Source organism: Bacillus cereus group sp. N12, from assembly GCF_016483575.1.
GTDB classification, from domain to species: Bacteria; Bacillota; Bacilli; order Bacillales; family Bacillaceae_G; genus Bacillus_A; species Bacillus_A toyonensis.
Genome location: NZ_JAEHBO010000082.1, coordinates 1 through 22616 on the forward strand (window position 1 = coordinate 1; position 22616 = coordinate 22616).

The window sequence follows — 22616 nt, forward strand, 5'->3', positions numbered from 1 at the left end:
CGTATGCGATTAATGAAACGACGATTCCGAAATATGGAGTCATTGTACTTGCCATGTTCATTACCCCCTAACAATATATACTAAAATGGTTACGCAACTTTTCCGTGCTTGCGTCCTTTATTGACTACTTTCAATTCTTTTGTATCTTTTGTTTCTTTGTCATCTTTTCCTAAAATAAATTGTGCAAATAACCCTGTTACAGCGAGTAAAATAATTGTTGCGACAACAATTACAGTTAGTATTTGTACAAAATATTGTCCCATTACACCAAGAGAATTAATAACTGAAATACCTGATGGGACGAAAAGGAATCCGATAATACCTGTTAAAGCTGTTCCGAGTGATTCAACCTGCTCTAATTTAATAACTTTTAAGCATAATAGACTAAATAAAATGACTAACCCGATTACCGATGAAGGCATCGGAATTGGTAAATGTGTTGCAATAATATTAGAAATTAACATAATAGCTGAGAATATGAATGCTTGTGATAAAAAACTATATACTTTTTTCTTACTCATTTTGGCCACCTCTTTCGATTTGGTACCTTTATTGTATAAGATGTACACGTTTTAGTAAGCGTTTACAAAACAGAGCGTCACATATACAGAATCAGTTACAAAAATAAGAGGATGAAATACAAAAGCTGCTTCTTAAATACGAAGCAGCTTTTTAAGTTCTTTTGCATATGTACGGCTAACAGGTACTTTTGATCCTTCTTTCATAATTAAATTATAAGTAGAATTGAACCACGGCTGCACTTCTGTAATATGATTAATATTTGCAATAAAACTACGATGAACACGCATAAAACTTGTTTGTGTTAACTTCTTTTCCAAAATTACAAGTGTATCGTGTGTTACATATGTTTCTCTCATTGTTTTTACTGTTACTTTCCCATCTACGAGTCCTACATATATAATATCTTCAATATTTACAAGTACGATTGATTCCTCAATTGGCAGTGCTAATTTATGCATCTCTGCTGTTACATCTGTCCCCTTTATTTCTTGCTTCGTTTCTATTTTCGCTTGTTTTTGCTTTTTATATTTCTTCAACGTCTGTACAATGCGTTCTTCATCGAATGGTTTTAAAATATAATCTAACGCATCTACTTCAAATGCTTGTAATGCGTATTGATCATAGGCCGTTGCAAATACAATCGCAGGAGGATTTTTCATCTTTTTTAATATATTTGCGATTTCAAATCCATTATCATCGGATAATTGAATATCCAGAAATACAATATCTGGTTTATGGTTCATTAGTTCCTCTAATGCGTCTTCCACACAATCAGCCTCACCAATTATCTCAACTTCTTTCGTTCTTTCTAATAAATATTTTAGCTCATCACGTGCTAACATCTCATCATCAACTACTAATACTTTTAACAACCCGTTCTTCCTCCCCTACTTTTTTTGGAATTATAAAGGTAACCTCCGTCCCCTTATTTAATTCACTTTGAATATGAAGCATCGTGTCTTTCCCAAATAAACCGACTAGACGTTCATTAATATTATATAAAGCTGTTCCAGTCCCTTTCTTTGATGAAACTACCATTTTCCCTAATTGTTCTAAACGTTCTATCTCAATTCCCTGCCCATTATCCTTCACTTCAAAGTGAACCATACCTTCTCTTTCAAACACATGCACTTCTACTTCGCATACTGGTTGTTTCTTTGGAAAAGCGTGCCGCAATGCATTTTCAACCAATAATTGAAGAACAAATGGTGGTACTAGAGTTGTCTTTAGCTCTTCCTCAATATACAGCTTTACTCCATACTTATTTGGGAACCTTGCTTGTTCTAGTGATAAGTATGCCTGTACATGGTTTAATTCTTGTTCTAGTGGAATCAATAACTGACGTGCCCCTTGCAAATTACAGCGGAAATACACACTAAGCTGTAATAATAACTTCCTTGCTTTTTCTACATCGGTTCGGCATAAAGCTGATACTGTATTAATCGCATTAAATAAAAAGTGCGGGTTAATTTGTGCTTGTAATGCTTTTATCTCCGCATCTTGCAATAATTTGCTTTGCAATTCAGCTTCACCTAATTCAAGTTGTGTAGAGAATATTTTTGCCAACCCTTCTGCTAATTCCTCTTCCACACGACTTAACTGGTTAGGATTTTTGAAATACAGTTTTAATGTCCCTATCGTATTTCCATGTGAAGTGAGTGGAATAACGATCGCCGCTTGCAAGGGACAACCTTCATGTTGACAATTAATAACCTCACGTGATTTTGCTTTCATTATTTTCCCTGTGTTTAACACTTCTTTCGATAAACCAGTTATCAAACTATGTGAAGGAATATGGTGATCTGATGCTAATCCAACATGAGCTAATATTTTCTCTGTATCTGTTAAGGATACCGCATCTGTTCCTGTAAAGCGGTGAATAATTTGTGCCACATGCTTACACGATTCTTCTGTTAAGCCTTGGCGAAAATACGGTAACGTTTTATCAGCAATACGTAATACCTTATGGGTCTGAAGTGCCTTTGCGTTCTCTTCCTGACGCAAAATAGCTTGTATCATAGAAAGTAAAATAAAACTTCCAAAACTATTTACAAGGATCATTGGTATCGCAATTGTTTTCACAATACTAATTCCATCCTCTACAATTAATAGAATCATAATCATTTCTAAAGAAGCGATAACAACACTTAAAATTGCTGAAAACTTAGGTGTAATTGTACGGTTATATTTTTTGAAAATGTATCCGATATAACCTGTTATAATCCCTGCTAAAATAGAAGAAATTGCACAACTTAGCGCTGTCGTACCACCGAGCATATAACGATGAATACCAGCGATAACTCCTACCCCAACTCCTACGATTGGTCCACCAAGTAAACCACTAATACCCACACCCATAATACGTGTATTCGCAATGGTACTTGATGAAGAAACACCTTGTAGCCAATTTTCATTCATAATCGTATTTCCTGCTATTTCAATACCAGTGTAATTGCTTACAATTGTAAACACAGAAAAAATACAAATAAGCTTAAGCTTATCTACATATCCGTCCTGCCTATGGAGAAGGCGCCTAAATGTTTTAATATGAGAGAGTAAAAATCCTAAAATAACGATAAGTCCGACGCGTTCAATCATCATGAGTACTAAATTTAACATCTTTGATTCATTCCTTTTTATTTAGTTAGTTTTATTATGGGAAAATAACGAAGTAGGCGTCAAGAAGAATGAAATGCTTTTTGAAATATTTTACACATGGAAATCTCCTCTTTATTTGACAATGTAATAGAAGAGTGCTAAAAATAAAGTAATATCATACAGTCCTTTAACCCAACCCCGTGAGGTTGAGAAGGAAGTCGGAATACAATATACGTATGTTCTTTTTTAGAGATACGTATGCTTTTTTGGCCTTCTCATCATATCAGGTGAGAAGGCCTTTTGTTATTCTTCCATAGCGACTGTAGAAGAAAATAAGGAGGAATAATAATGAACATCACCACTGATGTACAAACAACAGAGGAGACGAAAGAGAAAAGATATAAAACACTGTTTGGTTCTGCACTAGGATACGCCGCAGAAGGTTTAGATATGCTGCTCTTATCTTTCGTACTCGTTTATATTTTAAAAGAGTTTCATTTAAGCCCTGTTGAAGGTGGAAACTTAACATTAGCTACGACAATTGGTATGCTAATTGGTTCTTATTTATTTGGGTTTATCGCTGATTTATTTGGTCGTATCCGTACAATGGCCTTCACCATCTTACTATTTTCACTAGCAACAGCACTCATTTATTTCGCAACAGATTACTGGCAATTATTAATTCTTCGCTTTTTAGTTGGAATGGGAGTTGGTGGTGAATTCGGAATTGGAATGGCCATCGTAACTGAAACATGGTCAAAAGAAATGCGTGCTAAGGCAACATCGGTCGTTGCACTTGGATGGCAATTTGGTGTTTTAGTAGCTTCACTTCTTCCAGCATTTATTGTCCCGCATTTTGGATGGAGAGCTGTTTTCTTATTCGGACTAATTCCAGCTTTACTAGCTGTTTATGTACGTAAAAGTTTAAGTGAACCGAAAATATGGGAGCAAAAACAACGATACAAAAAGGAATTGTTACAAAAAGAAGCTGATGGTATTTTAACAACTACTGAAGCAGAACATCTAAAACAAATAAAAAAATTCCCACTTAAAAAGTTATTTGCAAATAAAAAAGTAACAATAACAACAATTGGTCTTATTATTATGTCGTTTATCCAGAACTTCGGATATTATGGGATTTTCACATGGATGCCAACTATTTTAGCAAATAAATATAACTATACATTAGCAAAGGCGAGCGGTTGGATGTTCATCTCTACGATTGGCATGCTCATTGGAATTGCAACCTTTGGTATTCTGGCTGATAAAATTGGTCGTCGTAAAACTTTTGCAATCTATTATATCGGTGGTACTATATACTGTCTTATTTACTTCTTCCTATTCACAGATTCAACATTATTATTATGGGGAAGTGCATTGCTCGGATTCTTTGCAAATGGAATGATGGGCGGATTCGGAGCCATTTTAGCTGAAAACTATCCCGCCGAAGCTCGCTCTACAGCGGAAAACTTTATTTTCGGTACAGGACGTGGTTTAGCTGGATTTGGCCCTGTTATTATCGGTTTACTCGCTACAGGCGGAAATTTACTTGGAGCATTATCCTTAATTTTCATCATCTATCCAATCGGATTAATTACAATGTTATTATGTGTGCCAGAAACAAAGGGAAAAGTATTAGACTAAACGAAAAAGAGGAAGCATTTCATTTAAAATGCTTCCTCTTTTCAGTGTTTATTTATCATTTATTTTGATTTACTAGCTTTCTGGAATAAGAAAGCAGTTTTATCTTTTTCTTGTACAATGCCTTGCTTCAATGCTAATTCTCCTGCAACTTTAGGTGCCAGCCACAGCATCGGGAATAACAAAATTGATACCGGAACAGCTGTCACTACAATGAAAGATTGTAATGCATTAATGCTTCCTTCTCCCATATATAAAAGAATTGCTGCAACTGCTCCCATAATAAGCGACCAAAAAATTCGCAAGCTAATTCTAGGATCTCCATCTCCAGTCACTGCCATTGAAATGGAATAAGCCATTGAATCTCCTGTTGTTACTACAAATAAAATTGTTAATAAAAGAAATGCCGGTCCAATAATATTAGATAGTGGCAGTTGCTCTGTAATTGCAATCATAGCTGCTGGCATACCAGATTCACTTAAAGCGTTCGATATAGATCCAGGCTTCATTAATTCATAAAATACACCCGATCCCCCCAATATAGTGAACCAGAACGTTGTAATAATAGGTGCAATAATTCCAATTGCAACGATGATTTCGCGAATCGTTCTTCCTCTTGAAATTCGACTCACTAAAATTGCCATCATTGGTCCATATCCAATAAACCATCCCCAGAAAAAGATTGTCCAAGATCCTAACCAACCTGTACCCCCGCGGTATGTGCTCATTGGTATAAACTCATTTATATAAAACCCAAACGAAGAAACAAATGAATCAATAATAAATCCACCTGGTCCAAAGAATAACACAAACACCATCAATAAAATCGCTAGTTTAACATTTAAATCACTTATTATTTGAATCCCTTTATCAATACCCGTTACCGCAGATATAGTAGAAACAGCTACCACACAAATAATAATTGCTAATTGAGTAGTAAACACGTCGGAAATTCCGAATAATGCTTGTAAGCCATAACTTGCTTGTAAGCCTAAAAATCCGATCGGACCAATTGTTCCTGCAGCTACTGCAATAATTGCAAATGCATCAATCATCGTTCCAAGCAAACTCTTTCGCAATTTCTCTCCAAAAATAGGATATAAAAGCGTACGAGGTTTTAACGGCATACCTTTATGATAATGTCCATACATCATAACTACCGCACTAATTGTACCTAAAATCGTCCAAGCTAAAAATCCCCAATGCATATAACTTTGTGCTAAAGCAGGCATGACTGCTTCTTTCGTTCCAGCAGATATACCTTCATGTATCGGTGGCACCGTCATCAAATGGTACATTGGCTCTGCCGCTGCCCAAAAAACGCCACCTCCGGCAAGTAGTGTAGACATAATAATAGCAAGCCACTTCGCCGTACTAATCTCAGGTTTTTCTAAATTACCTAGTTTGACCTTCCCATATTTCGAGAATGCCATACACATCGCAACAATAAATGTACCTAACAATAAAATCTGCCAAAAAGCCCCGAAGTACTTAATTGAAAATGCAAAACTGCGATTAATAGCTCCCTCTACATAACCTTTATTTAAGAAAACTGCGATTACAAATAATAAAAGCGAACCACCACTAATAAGAAATACAGGCCAATCTGTTTTTTGATTCTTCATCCTCATTTACACATCCTCCTTCCTCAGCAATCTAAAAAAACAACTTTATTATGTTTTCTTGTTTAAATCCAAAACACAATTACTATATAAATATAATAATTCATCAATTTTCCACATACTTATGTTGTCCCTAAAAATATGCTAAATCCCTTATTTAAAAGAAACATTCTATTCCTCTTACATAAAAAAGCAAAACAAAAGACCTTATATGTCTATAAGGTCTTCGAAACAGAAATTTGATTATAACATAAGGAACTCCCTGGTTCAAAAAGCTCCTGCCAAAAATAACCGAGAGTAAAGGCTTCCATTTGCTACATAACAGTAATTAAAAAAATTTTATATTTTACAGGAAATCCCCCTATACTAAATATTATTTATGAAAGAAATTTGGCTTCAAAATATCATTCGGATACGGTTTATGATAAATATGAGTGGCAGCTGGCGATAATGGCGGTATTAACCATACCCAATTTCCTGTTACAACGCGACCACAGGCAGCTTCTTGCTTCTCAAATTGCTGAAATTGTTGTGCAGCAGTATGGTGGTCAACAATACTAATTCCTTGTTTTTTAAATGAATATAATACAGCAATGTTCAACTCAATTAATGCCTTGTCTTTCCATAACGTGCTATTTCTTGATGTATCTAAATTCATCATTTCTGCAACTGCTGGAAGTAAATTATAACGATCCTGATCAGCTAAGTTCCGAGCTCCAATTTCCGTCCCCATATACCATCCATTAAACGGAGCTGCCGTATAAGAAATACCACCAATCTCTAAACGCATATCTGAAATCATCGGCACTCCATACCATTTCACTTCTAAAGATGAGATTGGGTAATCTGGATGCTCAATTGGTACTTCTTTTACTTCTTCTTTTGGAATTTCTTTATATATAGGCTCTTTTCCATCAACAGAAAATACAAGCGGTAATACATCAAAATTCGTACCTTCTCCTTGCCAGCCAAGTTCCTGACAAAAATCCGTAAATGTAGCGGAATGAGAATCACCGATTACTCCCATTTCTGTTTTATATCCTGCATATCGAATTAATTGATGATTATAAATTCGTATATTATTTTCTTCACTTTCATATTGCTTAAAAATTGTAATTGTCGGTTTAACTTTCCCGTCGTTCGTTGCATATTTAATGTGATGAATTAACGCATTATATACACCTTCTTCATCATTCACTTCACGTGCATCTAATATGTGCATCTTACTCCAGAATAACCTTCCAATACATCTATTACTATTACGCCATGCCATTCGCGAACCATGAACAAGTTCTTCAAATGTATGCTCATACGTTCCCGTTCTCTCTATTTCCATGTGAATTTCTTTTATACGCTCTTCTATGAATTGCTCTTTATTAAGCTCTTTATAGCAAGTAGTAATAAAATTACTCGCTTCCTCTATTAATTGTTTCGTTTTACTCATAAACAATCTCCTTCTATTTCAACAAACGCTACTAATTTACAGTATAAGCAAAAAGGATAATAGTCACAAACGAAAGTGAAAGTGTTACTTTTATTGTAATATTTTCAGAAAATTATAGAAATCTCTCTTGACTTCTATGAAAAATAAGTGTATTTTTGACTCAGGTAAAATATTTTTACCTAGACCAACTTTTAAACTAGAAAGGAGGTAATATTATGTCTTCATTTCAATTGCCAAAGCTTTCATATGACTATGATGAATTAGAGCCATATCTTGATAGCAATACACTTTCTATTCATCACGGAAAGCACCATGCGACATATGTAAACAATTTAAATGCTGCTTTAGAAAACTATACTGAATTACATAATAAATCTTTAGAAGAGTTACTATGTAATTTGGATGATTTACCAATGGAAATTATTACAGCAGTTAGAAATAACGGTGGTGGTCATTATTGTCATAGTCTTTTTTGGGAAGTGATGAGCCCTCGAGGTGGCGGCGAGCCTAATGGAGACGTTGCAAAAGGAATTGATTATTATTTCAATACCTTTGACAACTTAAAAGACCAACTGTCCAAAGCGGCCATTAGTCGTTTTGGAAGTGGATATGGATGGCTTGTTCTTGACGGTGAAGAACTTTCTGTTATGAGTACACCGAATCAAGATACACCTTTGCAAGAAGGGAAGATCCCGTTACTCGTCATTGATGTATGGGAACATGCCTATTATTTAAAGTATCAAAATCGGCGCCCAGAGTTTGTTACCAACTGGTGGCATACAGTGAACTGGGACCGGGTAAACGAGAAATATTTACAAGCAATTCAATCACAAAAACATTAGTCGTGCGTATAAGGTAAATTTGGTAATGTAAAATCAGTATTGTCGAAATCCTCCAGAATCCCCCGGATTGCCACCGGGGGATTTATGATTACTTCATTGTATTTATGTAATGGCGTAAAATATTTTTCATTTCTAGTTTCAACTCTCGGAATGGAAATCCCAATTCACGAGCCTTTTCATTATATAACGTACAATTAATTACTTCATTATAAGGCGCTTTATTATCTCCTACTTCTTGAATGAGAGCTTTTATCCCCGTATTTTCTTCTATGAAACGAATAACTTCTCTGGTAGAAACTACCCCGTTGCTACAAGCATTAATCGGCCCTTCTATGTTTTTCATCCCACACCAAGCTAAAAACTCTCCTGCTTCTTTCTCATGTATAAATGCCAAATCTCCATCTACATGATCCACAACGATAGGCTCTTGTTTCACAACATGTTCAACGTAAAATTGTAATCTTTTCGTATAATCATTTTCTCCAATAACAACTGGAAAACGCACTGCAACAACTGGGAATGCTGCATGTTGAAATACAACTGCCTCAGCTAATCTCTTACCTTCACTATAATTAAAATCATTCCTATCTCCATACGTGATTGCATACTCATATGGATTAAAGTCCTCTTCTAACAGACCTAGCGCAGGCTCATAGACAGCCATTGAAGATGTCATAATATACTTCTTAGTTTTTCCTTTTAACACTTCACATGCTCTCTTCGCTGCATTTGAGCTATAGCATAAATTATCGTATACAATATCATAACTTTTACCTTCTAAACGCTTTGCTAGTTCTTTTTCGTCTTCTCTATCTACGATGATTCTTTTTACTGCACTTCCAAAGGAATCTTTAGTAACTCCCCTCGTCGCAATCGTTACATCATGTCCAACTTGCAACAGTACTTCTACTAAATGTTTACCAAAAAATCTTGTTCCCCCTAGTACCAATACTTTTTTCACCTTCATCATCCCCGTTTTCATAAATTGTAAAATACTACCTCCCTTATTATAAATGCTAAAATAAAAAAACATGGAATCAGTTTAACGATTCCATGTTTTTTCTACATATGACGCATTAACGTACTCGATATTTAAAAATACAATAACAGAAATATAAAATAGAAATTACTGATACATAAACCCATAGTTCATATACAAATCCCTCTCCCCAAACTCCCATAAAATAAAAGAGTGAAGGCAGTGTCAATGTTACCCATGATTGTACGAAAGCAATTCTTCCAAGATATTGATTGATATTCTTTTTTTGTGTATTTAATACAAAGAATAAATACCAAAGTAATGCCCACATAAACCATGTTAACGCATTAACAACATCGTTGAATTGAACAAATGAAACGACCATATAGAATAAAGCAATAATCGCTACCCAAATACAGAACCATCCTAGACCACTACTATCCATTCCCTTTATAAAAGTAACACCTACATATAAATAAGTTAATCCAAATAAAAAGGTAGCTGCATATGAATATACCGTCCAATTACTTTGATCAGAAATCATAATCAAATAGAACGGAATGATAATTTGTAATGCCCCCACAAATAAATTAAAAACACCTGCGCTTTTCATCTCTGCTTTTCCTAATATAACAAGACTATTTAAAAATAAAGCTGCACCTGAAAGTAATAATCCTACATAACCCATATATATTCGTGTGAAAATCTTATCTTTTCACACTTTTAACCTCCCCACACTTTAAAGTGATACCTATATTATTTTTCTTCCCATTTAAAACTACATACATAGTTTTTCATCTGAATAAGTCAGACTTCCTACCTTAAAAAAGAGCAAACTTAAAACGCTTTCAATAATAAATAAACCTATCAAAATATGCAATAGGATTCCTTGATTATAAACGGACTCTAACAAGGATACAAGTGTTGGAATACTTTTCAATCATACGTTTTTAATTTCTATAAAAAATGAATAGAATGATACATTTTCCCTATCTCATTCTACTAATGCCTAGCATAAAATATAGTACAATCATATCATTTTAAGGAAGGTTTGATATTTATGCCTCTTCATTATCCAAATCAACCTGTTTTTCACTCCACAGGTGTATTAACAAGAGAGCCTGCAACTGTTTCAGCAGTAGTAAACATTGTAAATTTAGATGCATTTTACGCACACTATGTAAGTATAGAGGTTTGGGATTGGTCTAACTATTCTAATCCTGTAAAATTACCTGTACTAATTGGTGAAAATGCGGAAGTAGTATTTCCATATATTTTACAAGGGAACAACTTAGCAGTTTTTTATGCTAATTTAGGTGACGCTGTTGACTTGTATGAAATTCGTATTTCTTATCCTAGCCACTCCCATATTATCGCAAATTGTTTTGGACGAAGCATACCGCCATACGCAAGCCAAGAAGGTAATACCGTATATCATAAACAACTTGTTCGAATTCATTAAGTTCTCTTTCCAAATCACCAATTTATAAAAGCATTCAATAGATTAAATTCCTATTGAAGTGCTATGGTCAGTAATACTCTCTTTCATTTTCTTTTCCTCAACGAAAACTATTACTGACCTTTGGTTCCTTTATTATACATAAATACAATAAAAATAAAGTATCCTCCTTAAATCATTTGATAGCCATTTTTATTATTTACCTGCCATCTCCAAGAATCTAAACACATTTCTTCTAATCCATATTCCGCTTCCCATCCTAATTCTCGCTTCGCTTTAGATACATCAGCAAAACATATCGCTACGTCCCCAGGACGACGCCCGATAATTTTATAAGGTATTTTTTTGCCCGAAACCTTCTCAAAAGCATTAACCATCTCCAATACACTATACCCTTTCCCTGTACCAAGGTTATATGCATCTATTCCTGTAGTTTCAAGCACTTTCTCAAGTGCCTTTACATGTCCTTTTGCAAGGTCAACAACGTGAATATAATCACGAACACCTGTCCCGTCTTTTGTTGGATAGTCATTTCCAAATATATTTAATTCCTTTAACTTGCCTACTGCTACTTGTGTTACATATGGCATTAAATTATTAGGAATCCCATTTGGATCTTCTCCAATACGACCACTTTGATGCGCCCCAAATGGGTTGAAATAACGAAGTAACGCGATACTCCATTCACCATCAGCTTTTGCAACATCACGCATAATTTGCTCTATCATTAACTTTGTTTGCCCATATGGATTTGTCACGCTTAATGGAAATTCTTCCGTAATTGGTGATGTTTTTGGAATTCCATATACAGTTGCAGACGAACTAAAAATAAATTTTTTCACATTATGTTTTTGCATTACATCACATAATATAATCGTACTTATAATATTATTATAATAATATGTAAGCGGAATTGTAGTAGATTCCCCAACTGCTTTGAAGCCAGCAAAATGAATAACTGCTTCAATGTTATTTCCCAAAAAAATCTCATTCATTTTTTCACGATTTAAAACACTTTCATTATAAAATTTAAATTGTTTCCCTGTTATTTCTTTTACTCGGTTTAAAGACTCTATTGAACTATTTGAAAGATTATCTACGACTATAATTTTATAATTATTATTTAATAATTCTATACACGTATGACTACCAATATATCCTGCTCCACCCGTTATAAGTATCGCCATATATATAGTCCCCCACTTATCATCAATTATAAAATTTTATAATCTCAATACACATCTATCCTATCATATTCCAAGATATAAATTCTAAATATTTTAAATTTTCTTTTATATAAAAAGCTACATAACCTTTAAGTTATGTAGCTCTTCAACATCTATATTTTTCTATATCATTTTTTATTACCCAAAAATTTTAGTAAAAGCTATCCAAACGTTCTGATTTGTTAAATTACGTAACAATATACACTTAAAAAGTGTGCCAGGCTTCCTAATAATACGAAAACATGAAAAATTTCATGATGTCCCATATATTTAAACTCCAACCATTTTGGCTTAGCACCATAAATAAACCCACCAATTGTATAAAAAATACCTCCAAGTATTAAGAAAAGGATACCTCCTGTACTTAAATTCTCAGCTAGCGGTACAAAGAATAGAACAATTAACCAACCCATCAGAAGATAAATTCCTGTCGATAACCATCTTGGGCAATTAAACCAAAACATTTTAAAAACAATACCACAAATCGCAGTTGCATAAACCAAACAAAATAGTAGTAAACCATTTGCCGAACTTAATGTAATTAAGCAAAAGGGTGCATATGTACCTGCAATTAATATAAAAATCATAGAATGATCTAACTTCCTAAAGAAATAAATAACACGTTCACTGGCTACAACACTATGATACACAGCTGATGCCATATAAAGGACCATCATCCCAATACCGAATAAAATAACAGCTGTAATTGCAGCAAAAGATGGCATCTTAACAGAAACTTTCACAAGCATAGCTAATAATGCAATAAATGCTAATACAGCTCCTCCTAAGTGAGTAAATGCATTAACCGGTTCTCTTACATAAGCATTCATATAAACACCCCTCATATAATTACATGTAGTTTCAATAACTACATGTAATTATATACGCATTATTTATACTAGTCAACATTTACAATTCACTTGTTTCGTAATACCATATTTAAAGATATACTAAACATTCAGTTCCACTAAGTTATAAAAGTGAGGGGTTTTACGTGGAAAATATAAATAAATTACTTGAATCATTACATTTAGAAAAAAATATTAAACTTGAGGATATCCCAAATGTCGACTTATATGTAGACCAAGTTGTTCAACTATTTGAGAATACTTATGCGAATACAACAAGAACTGATGATGAAAAAGTATTAACAAAAACAATGATTAACAATTACGCAAAAGGGAAACTATTCATCCCTATTAAAAATAAAAAGTATTCAAAAGAGCATATGATTTTAATTAGCTTGATTTACCAATTAAAAGGAGCCCTTTCCATTAATGACATAAAAAGCTCCTTAGAAAATATAAATGTACCTTTACTAAACGATGATACATTCGAATTAAATACTCTCTATAAAGATTATCTTGCTCTTACTGAAACCAATGTGGAAACCTTTAACCAGGACGTAAATAACCGTATTAGGGAAGTAAATGAGATTTCCTCCTTAGAAGATCAAAAGCTAGAAAAGTTTTTATTACTAACATCCTTCGTGACGATGAGTAATATGTACAGACGATTGGCAGAGAAGTTAGTGGACGATTTAAAAGAATCGTAAATAAAAAAACTATCCACCTGTTACAGTGGATAGTTTTTTTATTTACTTAATTGCTTCATGGACTTTTAATTGTTTCCCTTTAATCGTTGTAGTTTTCATGGTCTTTAAAACAATTGGTCCTTTTCCATTTAATATTTCAACGTAAGAAACATTGTCCTGTATCGTAATAATTCCTATATCTTCTGCTGTAACACCTTTAATTTTAGCAATTGTGCCAACAAAATCTACCGCTCTAATTTTCTTTTTCTTCCCACCATTAAAGTACAGCTTCATAATCCCTTTGTTTAAGTCTGCACTTTTATCTTTCTTTATAATTGGTTTAGCATGTATTTTTTCCTCAAATACTGCCTTCCCTTTCATAACCTCTTCTTTTGAAGGTGCATATGCCTTTGGAATTTCAAAGCCGATGTACGCCTCAATTTCTTCTAAAAATCTATTTTCATACGGAGTTATGAATGTAATAGCTTTTCCTTTATTGCCAGCTCGTCCCGTTCTTCCCGTACGATGTACATAACTTTCTTTTTCTAACGGAATATCATAGTTAATAACATGTGTAATATTATCAATATCAATTCCTCTAGCAGCTACGTCTGTTGCTACTAAATAACGGAACTTTCCTTTTCTAAAATCGTCCATAACTTCAAAACGATCTTCTTGCACCATACCACCATGTATTTTGTCACAAGGATAGTTAACACGGTTTAACTGTCTAAATACGTGATCTACATTTTCTTGTGTACGGCAAAAAATAATACAACTATCTGGATTCTCAATTGTTGTTACATCTTTAAGAAGTGAAAGCTTCTCCTCTTCTCTCGTCTCAAAAAGTGTATGTTCAATTTTTTCTGTGGTAATCCCGGCAGCCTTAATTTCAATATGCGTTGGCGAATCCATATACGTACGGGATAACTTTTCAACATCTTCTGGAAGTGTTGCCGAAAATAGCATTGTCATTCGCTGTGTAGGTAATTCATCAATAATTGCCTCTACTTGATCAATAAAGCCCATATTTAGCATTTCATCTGCTTCATCAATGACTAAATACTTCAGACATTCTAAAGAAAGGGTACCTTTTTCAATATGATCTAACACACGGCCAGGAGTCCCCACTACGATATGTGTCTTTTGTTTTAACTCTAATTTTTGACGTGCAAATGGAGACTTACCATAAACGGCCGCAGCCTTAATTCTTTTGAAGCGGCCTATATTCGTAATATCTTCTTTCACTTGAACAGCAAGTTCTCTCGTCGGCGTCAAAACTAATGCTTGTGGCTTATTCTCTTCCCATTCCACCATTTCACAAAGTGGAATACCGAATGAAGCTGTTTTTCCACTTCCAGTTTGCGATTTTACAACAAGATCCTTCTTTTTCAATGCAACTGGAATAACCTCTCCTTGCACTTCTGTTGGATGTTCATATCCTAAACCAGTAAGTGCTCGTATTATTTCTTTACTTAATGCATAATTACTAAATTCTTTTTTACTCATATACTAACCTCATTTGAATTTTATATTTAAATAACTATACTCTCCATATCTAACGTCAAATTATACCAAGATACTATATTAAATCAATGTTTTCAATTCATTTAAGTTTCAATTTATCTACGTATAATTCTTAAATAATAAAGGACAGCCTTAATTATAAGTCTGCCCCTCTAAATTGTATTCATCTTTTATGGAACTAATTTTTTTACAACTGGTATTCTTTGCAATACTAAAGTAATTACCATACTAAGAACAATTGTGATTGTTACATTAATAGGTATTGCCAATATTGCATGTGCATGTTCATTCACCTTTGGAAATACTCTGTACAGATAGTTATTTAATAAGAAAAAGTGAAGGATATAAATACCAAGGCTCGCTTGATTTATACCGCGTAATACAAATGGTAATTTTTTTTCTGAATTTCCGAAAGAATATTTAAAAAATACAAATAAGCTAATTGCCATAAGTACAACACCTGGAGAAAAGTATCCATACCAAAACTGATCCAATTGTCCGTTTGCCTGAACTGTATAATAATATGTAACAAAGAATGTAATAATAAATCCTACAATTCCTCCAATGTAAGCAAAATTCCTCCACTTTTTCACAATATCATAATTGGATAAATAATAACCAAGCAGGAAATAGCCTACATAATTTGTAACGTAAAATAATTCAATATTAAAGTTGATAGGATAATAATATTTTGCCAAATTAACGACAACAGATGCATATAACCATAAAATTAAAAAATACTCTATCTCTTTCTTTTGAGCATTCTTCACAAAAATTTTCAGTAAAGGTGTAATTAAGTATATCCCTACAATCATGTACATGAACCATAAATGTCCACCAATACTATCTGTTAGAAAATATTTTATCCCCTGTTTTATAGAACGTGGGAAATATCCTGCATAAGCTCCGTATAAATAAAATAAAACACTCCAAGCTACAAAAGGTATAATTACCTTACTTGCACGTTTCTGTATAAATTCTCCAATAGAAATATCTTTCGTACCCTTTAATAATAAAGCTCCACTAATCATCACAAAGATTGGAACGCTAGCGCGTGAAAGTGACTCAAAAAGATTCCCAGACAACCAACGCGAAACGTTATTTGCATCCAATGTGGAAACATAACCAGCGGAGACATGAATTGTAACTACTGCGATTGTCGCTAACACACGCAACCAGTCCATATACACTAATCGTTTCATTAACAGCTCTCCTAAATTTACATATTTGATTTTTCCTATACCACACATAATTTTACATTAAATCATGTTATGTTAAAACAAATTTTGACGATATAAACCTACAGTAGACTTAAATCAACTTAATTTTTTTATATAAACATTAAAACCTTTGACTTATTAGTGAAAATAATGTAAATTATCCTTTGGACGAACATTTTCAAACGAAACAAATAAAATATTCGTATTTTAGGGGTGTAAACGATGGAAAACGTATTTGACTATGAAGATATTCAATTAATTCCTGCAAAATGTATTGTAAACAGTCGATCTGAATGTGATACAACTGTCACTTTAGGAAAACATAAATTTAAATTACCTGTCGTACCTGCAAATATGCAAACGATTATAGATGAAAGAATCGCAACTTATTTAGCTGAAAATAATTACTTCTATATCATGCATCGTTTCCAACCAGAGAAACGAATCTCATTCATTAGAGATATGCAATCACGTGGATTAATTGCTTCAATCAGCGTTGGTGTTAAAGAAGACGAATACGAATTCGTACAACAATTAGCCGCTGAGCAACTTTCACCTGAATACATTACAATCGATATCGCACACGGTCACTCTAATGCTGTGATCAACATGATTCAACATATTAAAAAACATTTACCAGAAAGCTTTGTTATCGCTGGAAACGTTGGAACTCCAGAAGCGGTAAGAGAATTAGAACACGCTGGCGCTGACGCAACAAAAGTTGGTATTGGACCCGGTAAAGTTTGTATTACTAAAATTAAAACAGGCTTTGGAACTGGTGGTTGGCAGTTAGCTGCACTTCGCTGGTGTGCAAAAGCTGCAAGTAAGCCGATTATTGCTGACGGTGGTATTCGTACACACGGTGATGTAGCTAAATCTATTCGATTTGGGGCAACTATGGTTATGGTCGGTTCTCTATTCGCTGGTCATGAAGAGTCTCCAGGGGAAACAATCGAAAAAGATGGAAAGCTTTATAAAGAATACTTCGGTTCAGCTTCTGAATTCCAAAAAGGTGAGAAGAAAAACGTTGAAGGTAAGAAAATGTTCGTGGAGCATAAAGGTTCTTTAGAAGACACTTTAATCGAAATGGAACAAGATCTTCAATCTTCTATCTCTTACGCTGGTGGAACAAAATTAGATGCTATTCGTACTGTAGATTATGTTGTCGTGAAAAACTCTATTTTCAACGGTGATAAAGTATATTAATTCTTATATTCAGCTCGAAGGACAAGCATGTGTATGCCTGTCCTTCTTTTTTATGTATAAAACCGTTAAATATTTTTATTTTACTGAATTTTCTAGTATCATATTTTTAAATACTTAAAATAAGGGGGCTATAATAAATGAAAAATGTAATTGAAAATCGTCTTATTCGCGCAGAAGTTCCTACTGAACTAACATGGGATCTTTCTGATTTGTATAAATCTGATGCCGAGTGGCACGCTGCATTAAACGTATTAGAAAATGATATACAGAAACTTGATGCATTTAAAGGACGCTTGCATACTAGCTCCACTACTTTACTAAATTGCTTACTTATAGAGGAAGAGCTTTTAATGAAATTAACAAAACTGAGCTCATATGCAAACCTAAAAGAATCTGCTGATCGGACAGATCCAGTTATTCAAGCGAACTCTTCCAAAGTTTCTGCTCTAGGAACGAAAGTACATACAGTACTAGCCTTTATTCATAATGAAATTCTCTCATTTGAAGAAGGCACGATTGAAAAATATTTAATTGAGGAGATAAAACTCAACCCTTTTCGTAAATCATTACTAGAAGTGCTGAGCAAAAGGCAGCACACTCTTTCACCTGAAACAGAAGAAGCACTTGCTGCACTTGGCGAAGTTCATAGTTCTCCATACAAAATTTACGGCATGACTAAATTGGCCGATATGGGTTTCAATCCTATACAAGACGAACAAGGAAACGAATTCCCTTTGTCATTTGCATTATTTGAAAGCAATTATGAATTCTCTCCAAGCGCATACATACGTAGAAAAGCATATGAATCGTTTGTTTCCACTTTGAAGCGATATAAAAATACAGTTGCCACAACATATGCTACTGAAGTAAAAAAACAAGTGACACTTTCTCGTTTACGCAAATATGAATCCGTTACTCATATGCTTTTAGAGCCGCAAAAAGTTCCACTTGAAATGTATAACAATCAACTTGATATTATTTATAAAGAATTAGCGCCTCATATGCGCCGTTTTGCAGATTTAAAAAAGAAAGTATTAGGACTCGATCAAATGCTTTTCTGCGACTTACATGCACCTTTAGATCCTGAATTTAATCCAGCAATTACTTACGAAGAAGCAGGCAAACTCATTCAAGATTCTTTAAAAGTATTAGGAGATGAATATAGTTCCATTATCGAAAAAGGCTTCAAAGAAAGATGGGTAGATCTTGCAGATAATGTAGGCAAATCAACAGGAGCATTTTGTTCAAGTCCATATGGTTCTCATCCATATATTTTAATTACATGGCAAAATACGATGCGCGGATGCTTCACATTAGCACATGAATTTGGTCATGCTGGGCATTTTTATTTAGCAAATAAAAACCAGCGCATTATGAATGTACGTCCATCTATGTACTTTGTTGAAGCACCATCAACAATGAATGAATTATTACTAGCCCAACATTTACTTGCAACAACTAACGATAAGAGAATGCGCAGATGGGTCATTCTACAACTACTTGGCACATATTATCATAACTTTGTTACTCACTTACTTGAGGGCGAATACCAACGAAGAGTATATACTCTAGCAGAAGAAGGACAAGCACTTACAGCTAAAAGTTTAACCGAAATAAAAACAAATGTCCTTTCTACATTCTGGGGGGATTCTGTAGAAATCGATGAAGGTGCCGGCTTAACTTGGATGCGCCAACCTCATTATTACATGGGCTTATATTCTTACACGTATTCCGCAGGTCTAACTGCATCTACCGCAGTAGCCCAAATGATTAAAGAAGAAGGGCAGCCCTCCGTTGATCGCTGGTTAGATGTACTTCGCGCTGGTGGTACAATGAAACCACTTGAATTAATGAAACATGCCGGAGTAGATATGTCAAAACCAGATGCAATCCGTAAAGCTGTTTCTTACGTTGGCTCCTTAATTGATGAATTAGAGCGTTCTTATCAAGAATAAAGTGAAACTTTAATCAGTGGGGGGTGTCCATCCCCCACTGATTATTAGTTGAACCAATCGGGCTTTTACGGGCAGTTGATTCCCTACCTAACTTCTTTGCTTCCGCTGAATTTTGAGGTGGGGATCTTACTGCCCGTTAATGCGGGATAAAAAAATAAGCCCTCGCTTCTTTATGAGGGCTTATTTCATATTTACTTTCCAAACCTTTTACGGTATCCACATTTCCTACATAACTCTTCGACTGCAACTCTTTTCGAAAATCCATCGACAATGTTTGTTGCTCTTTCACCTTCTATAATGTTAGAAAATGAATCATTATTAATATTCCCAAGATTAATAATCCCTTCACCGTCTAAACAGCAAGGAATAACCGTTCCATTTGCTAAAATACCCGCTTGATTTCGAAGACCATGACAGAATCCTTTTCCATCATCCTCTTCTTCATGCAATGCCGGCCATTGAAATTCATAATCTTGATTAATAAAGACACGTTCCGCAATTTTTATACCTTTTCCTGGTGTAAGCTTCTCTTCAATTTGATAAGGCAGATCAAACTCATTTTCAATTATGGATAATAGCTCTCTATTTTTCTGGATTTCAGCATTTGTCTTATTATCCTGAGTTAAATTCCATAACCTTAGCGAAACAATTAAATCTGATTGACTTGTTGCTTCCCTAATGAAGGCAAGTATACTTCTTACATAGCCCTCTTTATCTTGCGAACCTGGATGTCCATCAAAACTGTGCAGGGAAAAGTTCATTTGTCTTAGAGCAGGCTTATTTAACAGTCTATGCCTTCTCTTATTAATTAACGTTCCGTTCGTTGTAATATTAACTTTAAATCCTTTTTCATGGCTTAAATCTAGCAGTTGATCTATTTTTGGATGGAGCAACGGCTCACCCTTCACGTGCAAATAAATGTAGTCTGTGTGAGGTTTAATTTGGTCTAATCTTTTAGCAAAATCCTCCACAGAAATGAATTGCTTCTGCCTTTCCGTCGGCGGACAAAAGCTGCACGCAAGATTACATACACTTGTAATCTCTAAGTAAAACTTCTTAAACTTCTTCACCTTTAATTCCTCACTTCTCTGACTACTTATAATTTTTTCCTCTTCATATTACAGCATACTTTTTTAGAAATAGAAACATACTTATTTTAGGAAATCTGCATACCACCTATTAATGTTTAAAAGACCATCGGTGATTTTTATCCAATGGTCTTTTTTACTCTTTTTATATACAAATGGAAATTTACTTATGATATGGTTCACCACGATTAATACGAAACGCTCTATACACTTGCTCAAGCAATACTAATCGCATTAATTGGTGTGGTAATGTCATTTTTGAAAAAGAAAGAGATTCATTGGAACGCTTCATTACTTCTGAACTTAGTCCAAGTGATCCACCAATTACAAAGGCAACTTTACTCTTTCCATATGTAGCAAGACGATCTAGGCTTACTGCAAATTCTTCTGATGACTTTTGTTTTCCTTCTATCGCTAATGCGATCACGTGCGTATCATCAGAAATTTTATCCAGTATACGTATACCTTCTTTTTCTTTTACAATTAACATTTCTGCTTCACTTAAATTTTCTGGTGCTTTTTCATCTGGCAATTCAATTACTTCTACTTTTGCGTACGCAGATAATCGTTTTAAATATTCTGCTATACCTTGTTTTAAATACTTTTCCTTTAATTTTCCGATTGAAATAATCGAGATATTCACATTTATTCCCCACCTTACAAACATGTTATCCACATAACTTATCCACATATCCACAAATGTTACCCACATATTGTGTGAGAATCTGTGTTCGATACAACATATGTCGCCTCATTTTGACAAAATTCACATGTTTTTTTCTCTTTTTCTGAGTTATCCACATTGTTGATAACCGGTGCAACTTCACATTCATCAACAATAATATCTAACGCTAATTCAACATGTTCTAAACAACAAGGTAAATTCATATTCTTCACCTCACTTTTCTACAATAGAAAACAGGAGGTAGGCCCTCCTGTTTTTAATATTTTTGAATGCCTAATTTCACCGTTGTTGTTGCTCTTTTTGTACCACGATAAAACGTAAGAGTCATTTTATCATTAATTTTTTTATCATATAAGGCCGTACGGAACCCAATAATATCGTTTACTGGTTTTCCATCTACCGCTACAATAACATCATGTTCTCGCAAACCAGCATCCGCGCCTGGTGAAGGACTTTTCACATCTAAAATGCAAACTCCCTCTGCTACATTGCCTGGTAAATGTAATGTTTTGGACCAATAATAATTCGGAATCTCATTTAATGATCTAAGTTCAATTCCAACATAAGGTCTTCTTACTTTCCCGTACTTCTCAAGTTCATTCATAATCGGAACGGCTCTAGTAACCGGAATAGCTAATCCGATTCCTTCCACTTCTTTTGCAGCAATTTTCATTGAGTTAATACCAACTAATTGTCCTGCCGCATTTACAAGTGCACCACCACTATTACCTGGATTAATCGCTGCATCTGTTTGTAATACTTCTACTTGCCAATCGTAATGACCATCTTGGTCTAAGTCTACAGGAACAATACGCTCGTTAGCTGAAATAATGCCTTGTGTAACGGTCCCCGAAAATTGCAGTCCGAGTGGATTTCCAATCGCAATGACCGGTTCTCCTCGACGAACTTTATTAGAATCGCCAATCTCAATTATTTTTTTCACATGCTTCGCATCTATTTCTAGTACAGCTAAATCTGTGACTACATCGGTTCCTAATACTTTCCCTGGGACCTTCTTACCGTCACTTAGACTTACTTCAATACGATTTGCTCCAGCAACGACATGGT

21 protein-coding genes are annotated in these 22616 nt (G+C 34.4%); 6 read left to right on the forward strand and 15 right to left on the reverse strand.

Translation table 11 applies throughout. The annotated features are described in order from the left end of the window. Positions 1-89 precede the first annotated feature (89 nt). The 3 genes from lrgA to lytS all read right to left on the reverse strand — a co-directional run bounded on the left by lrgA (position 90) and on the right by lytS (position 3141). Positions 90-521, reverse strand: a complete 432-nt coding sequence (gene lrgA / locus JDS92_RS25205) for an antiholin-like murein hydrolase modulator LrgA (protein ID WP_087969748.1) — start codon at positions 519-521, stop codon at positions 90-92. Between the two features lie 132 nt (positions 522-653). Continuing rightward, on the reverse strand, positions 654-1394 hold the full coding sequence (locus tag JDS92_RS25210) for a LytR/AlgR family response regulator transcription factor (protein ID WP_097958154.1): 741 nt from the start codon (positions 1392-1394) through the stop codon (positions 654-656). Then, positions 1372-3141: a two-component system sensor histidine kinase LytS gene (gene lytS / locus JDS92_RS25215; RefSeq protein WP_199632695.1), complete on the reverse strand. Its 1770-nt coding sequence runs from the start codon at positions 3139-3141 to the stop codon at positions 1372-1374. The genes JDS92_RS25210 and lytS overlap by 23 nt, the downstream gene beginning before the upstream one ends. Positions 3142-3468: 327 nt before the next feature. On the opposite strand from lytS, the gene JDS92_RS25220 reads away from it, so the two are divergent. Next, positions 3469-4764, forward strand: a complete 1296-nt coding sequence (locus JDS92_RS25220) for an MFS transporter (RefSeq protein WP_001028013.1) — start codon at positions 3469-3471, stop codon at positions 4762-4764. A 59-nt stretch (positions 4765-4823) separates the two neighbouring features. Here JDS92_RS25220 and JDS92_RS25225 read toward each other — a convergent pair whose 3' ends face one another. Continuing rightward, positions 4824-6392, reverse strand: coding sequence for a BCCT family transporter (locus tag JDS92_RS25225; protein WP_199632696.1), 1569 nt, complete (start codon positions 6390-6392; stop codon positions 4824-4826). Positions 6393-6756: 364 nt separating this feature from the next. Further along, the gene (locus JDS92_RS25230) at positions 6757-7827 is read right to left on the reverse strand and encodes a nitric oxide synthase oxygenase (RefSeq protein ID WP_000047638.1); all 1071 of its coding nucleotides are present in this window, start codon (positions 7825-7827) and stop codon (positions 6757-6759) included. Between the two features lie 215 nt (positions 7828-8042). Between JDS92_RS25230 and sodA the strand changes: the two genes are divergently transcribed. After that, positions 8043-8669 carry a superoxide dismutase [Mn] gene (gene sodA, locus JDS92_RS25235; RefSeq protein WP_199632697.1) on the forward strand — a complete coding sequence of 209 codons (627 nt, stop codon included), beginning with the start codon at positions 8043-8045 and terminating at the stop codon, positions 8667-8669. An 88-nt stretch (positions 8670-8757) separates the two neighbouring features. Here sodA and JDS92_RS25240 read toward each other — a convergent pair whose 3' ends face one another. Both JDS92_RS25240 and JDS92_RS25245 read right to left on the reverse strand, forming a co-directional pair. Beyond that, positions 8758-9651, reverse strand: a complete 894-nt coding sequence (locus JDS92_RS25240; RefSeq protein WP_199632698.1) for an NAD-dependent epimerase/dehydratase family protein — start codon at positions 9649-9651, stop codon at positions 8758-8760. 94 nt (positions 9652-9745) lie between these two features. After that, positions 9746-10336: an AmiS/UreI family transporter gene (locus JDS92_RS25245; protein ID WP_000542573.1), complete on the reverse strand. Its 591-nt coding sequence runs from the start codon at positions 10334-10336 to the stop codon at positions 9746-9748. Positions 10337-10708: 372 nt separating this feature from the next. On the opposite strand from JDS92_RS25245, the gene JDS92_RS25250 reads away from it, so the two are divergent. Beyond that, positions 10709-11110: a hypothetical protein gene (locus tag JDS92_RS25250; RefSeq protein WP_087969750.1), complete on the forward strand. Its 402-nt coding sequence runs from the start codon at positions 10709-10711 to the stop codon at positions 11108-11110. 167 nt (positions 11111-11277) lie between these two features. Here the strand turns inward: JDS92_RS25250 and galE are convergent, their stop codons facing one another. Together galE and trhA are read right to left on the reverse strand one after the other, a co-directional pair. Continuing rightward, entirely contained in the window at positions 11278-12294 is a 1017-nt protein-coding gene (galE, locus tag JDS92_RS25255; protein ID WP_000996156.1) for a UDP-glucose 4-epimerase GalE, read from the reverse strand. 221 nt (positions 12295-12515) lie between these two features. Beyond that, positions 12516-13163 carry a PAQR family membrane homeostasis protein TrhA gene (gene trhA, locus JDS92_RS25260; RefSeq protein WP_000995372.1) on the reverse strand — a complete coding sequence of 216 codons (648 nt, stop codon included), beginning with the start codon at positions 13161-13163 and terminating at the stop codon, positions 12516-12518. Positions 13164-13327: 164 nt separating this feature from the next. Here trhA and JDS92_RS25265 point away from each other — a divergent pair, with 164 nt between their 5' ends. Next, positions 13328-13888 carry a DUF1836 domain-containing protein gene (locus tag JDS92_RS25265; protein WP_098911327.1) on the forward strand — a complete coding sequence of 187 codons (561 nt, stop codon included), beginning with the start codon at positions 13328-13330 and terminating at the stop codon, positions 13886-13888. Positions 13889-13930: 42 nt separating this feature from the next. Here the strand turns inward: JDS92_RS25265 and JDS92_RS25270 are convergent, their stop codons facing one another. Continuing rightward, positions 13931-15376: a DEAD/DEAH box helicase gene (locus JDS92_RS25270; RefSeq protein WP_097958152.1), complete on the reverse strand. Its 1446-nt coding sequence runs from the start codon at positions 15374-15376 to the stop codon at positions 13931-13933. Positions 15377-15564: 188 nt separating this feature from the next. After that, entirely contained in the window at positions 15565-16596 is a 1032-nt protein-coding gene (locus JDS92_RS25275) for an acyltransferase (RefSeq protein WP_000827024.1), read from the reverse strand. 240 nt (positions 16597-16836) lie between these two features. Here JDS92_RS25275 and guaC point away from each other — a divergent pair, with 240 nt between their 5' ends. Both guaC and pepF read left to right on the forward strand, forming a co-directional pair. Continuing rightward, positions 16837-17820 carry a GMP reductase gene (gene guaC, locus JDS92_RS25280; protein ID WP_000432439.1) on the forward strand — a complete coding sequence of 328 codons (984 nt, stop codon included), beginning with the start codon at positions 16837-16839 and terminating at the stop codon, positions 17818-17820. Positions 17821-17957: 137 nt separating this feature from the next. After that, entirely contained in the window at positions 17958-19775 is a 1818-nt protein-coding gene (gene pepF, locus JDS92_RS25285) for an oligoendopeptidase F (protein ID WP_199632699.1), read from the forward strand. Between the two features lie 191 nt (positions 19776-19966). Here pepF and JDS92_RS25290 read toward each other — a convergent pair whose 3' ends face one another. The 4 genes from JDS92_RS25290 to JDS92_RS25305 form a co-directional block, all read right to left on the reverse strand. After that, positions 19967-20845 (reverse strand): radical SAM/SPASM domain-containing protein, encoded by an 879-nt coding sequence (locus JDS92_RS25290; RefSeq protein ID WP_000713626.1) that lies wholly within the window; start codon positions 20843-20845, stop codon positions 19967-19969. A 181-nt stretch (positions 20846-21026) separates the two neighbouring features. Continuing rightward, positions 21027-21506: a 23S rRNA (pseudouridine(1915)-N(3))-methyltransferase RlmH gene (gene rlmH / locus JDS92_RS25295; protein WP_001027003.1), complete on the reverse strand. Its 480-nt coding sequence runs from the start codon at positions 21504-21506 to the stop codon at positions 21027-21029. A 59-nt stretch (positions 21507-21565) separates the two neighbouring features. Beyond that, positions 21566-21751: a CxxH/CxxC protein gene (locus JDS92_RS25300; RefSeq protein WP_001052827.1), complete on the reverse strand. Its 186-nt coding sequence runs from the start codon at positions 21749-21751 to the stop codon at positions 21566-21568. Between the two features lie 53 nt (positions 21752-21804). Beyond that, the coding region (locus JDS92_RS25305; RefSeq protein ID WP_199632700.1) for a S1C family serine protease at positions 21805-22616 on the reverse strand (812 nt) is incomplete at its 5' end.

Excerpts from the sequence above, each read along its gene's own strand:
- lrgA (WP_087969748.1), bottom strand. The coding sequence starts at position 521 with ATGAGTAAGAAAAAAGTATATAGTTTTTTATCACAAGCATTCATATTC.
- lytS (WP_199632695.1), bottom strand. The coding sequence starts at position 3,141 with ATGTTAAATTTAGTACTCATGATGATTGAACGCGTCGGACTTATCGTT.
- JDS92_RS25220 (WP_001028013.1), top strand. The coding sequence starts at position 3,469 with ATGAACATCACCACTGATGTACAAACAACAGAGGAGACGAAAGAGAAA.
- JDS92_RS25225 (WP_199632696.1), bottom strand. The coding sequence starts at position 6,392 with ATGAGGATGAAGAATCAAAAAACAGATTGGCCTGTATTTCTTATTAGT.
- JDS92_RS25230 (WP_000047638.1), bottom strand. The coding sequence starts at position 7,827 with ATGAGTAAAACGAAACAATTAATAGAGGAAGCGAGTAATTTTATTACT.
- sodA (WP_199632697.1), top strand. The coding sequence starts at position 8,043 with ATGTCTTCATTTCAATTGCCAAAGCTTTCATATGACTATGATGAATTA.
- JDS92_RS25240 (WP_199632698.1), bottom strand. The coding sequence starts at position 9,651 with ATGAAAACGGGGATGATGAAGGTGAAAAAAGTATTGGTACTAGGGGGA.
- JDS92_RS25245 (WP_000542573.1), bottom strand. The coding sequence starts at position 10,336 with ATGGGTTATGTAGGATTATTACTTTCAGGTGCAGCTTTATTTTTAAAT.
- JDS92_RS25250 (WP_087969750.1), top strand. The coding sequence starts at position 10,709 with ATGCCTCTTCATTATCCAAATCAACCTGTTTTTCACTCCACAGGTGTA.
- galE (WP_000996156.1), bottom strand. The coding sequence starts at position 12,294 with ATGGCGATACTTATAACGGGTGGAGCAGGATATATTGGTAGTCATACG.
- trhA (WP_000995372.1), bottom strand. The coding sequence starts at position 13,163 with ATGAATGCTTATGTAAGAGAACCGGTTAATGCATTTACTCACTTAGGA.
- JDS92_RS25270 (WP_097958152.1), bottom strand. The coding sequence starts at position 15,376 with ATGAGTAAAAAAGAATTTAGTAATTATGCATTAAGTAAAGAAATAATA.
- JDS92_RS25275 (WP_000827024.1), bottom strand. The coding sequence starts at position 16,596 with ATGAAACGATTAGTGTATATGGACTGGTTGCGTGTGTTAGCGACAATC.
- guaC (WP_000432439.1), top strand. The coding sequence starts at position 16,837 with ATGGAAAACGTATTTGACTATGAAGATATTCAATTAATTCCTGCAAAA.
- pepF (WP_199632699.1), top strand. The coding sequence starts at position 17,958 with ATGAAAAATGTAATTGAAAATCGTCTTATTCGCGCAGAAGTTCCTACT.
- JDS92_RS25300 (WP_001052827.1), bottom strand. The coding sequence starts at position 21,751 with ATGAATTTACCTTGTTGTTTAGAACATGTTGAATTAGCGTTAGATATT.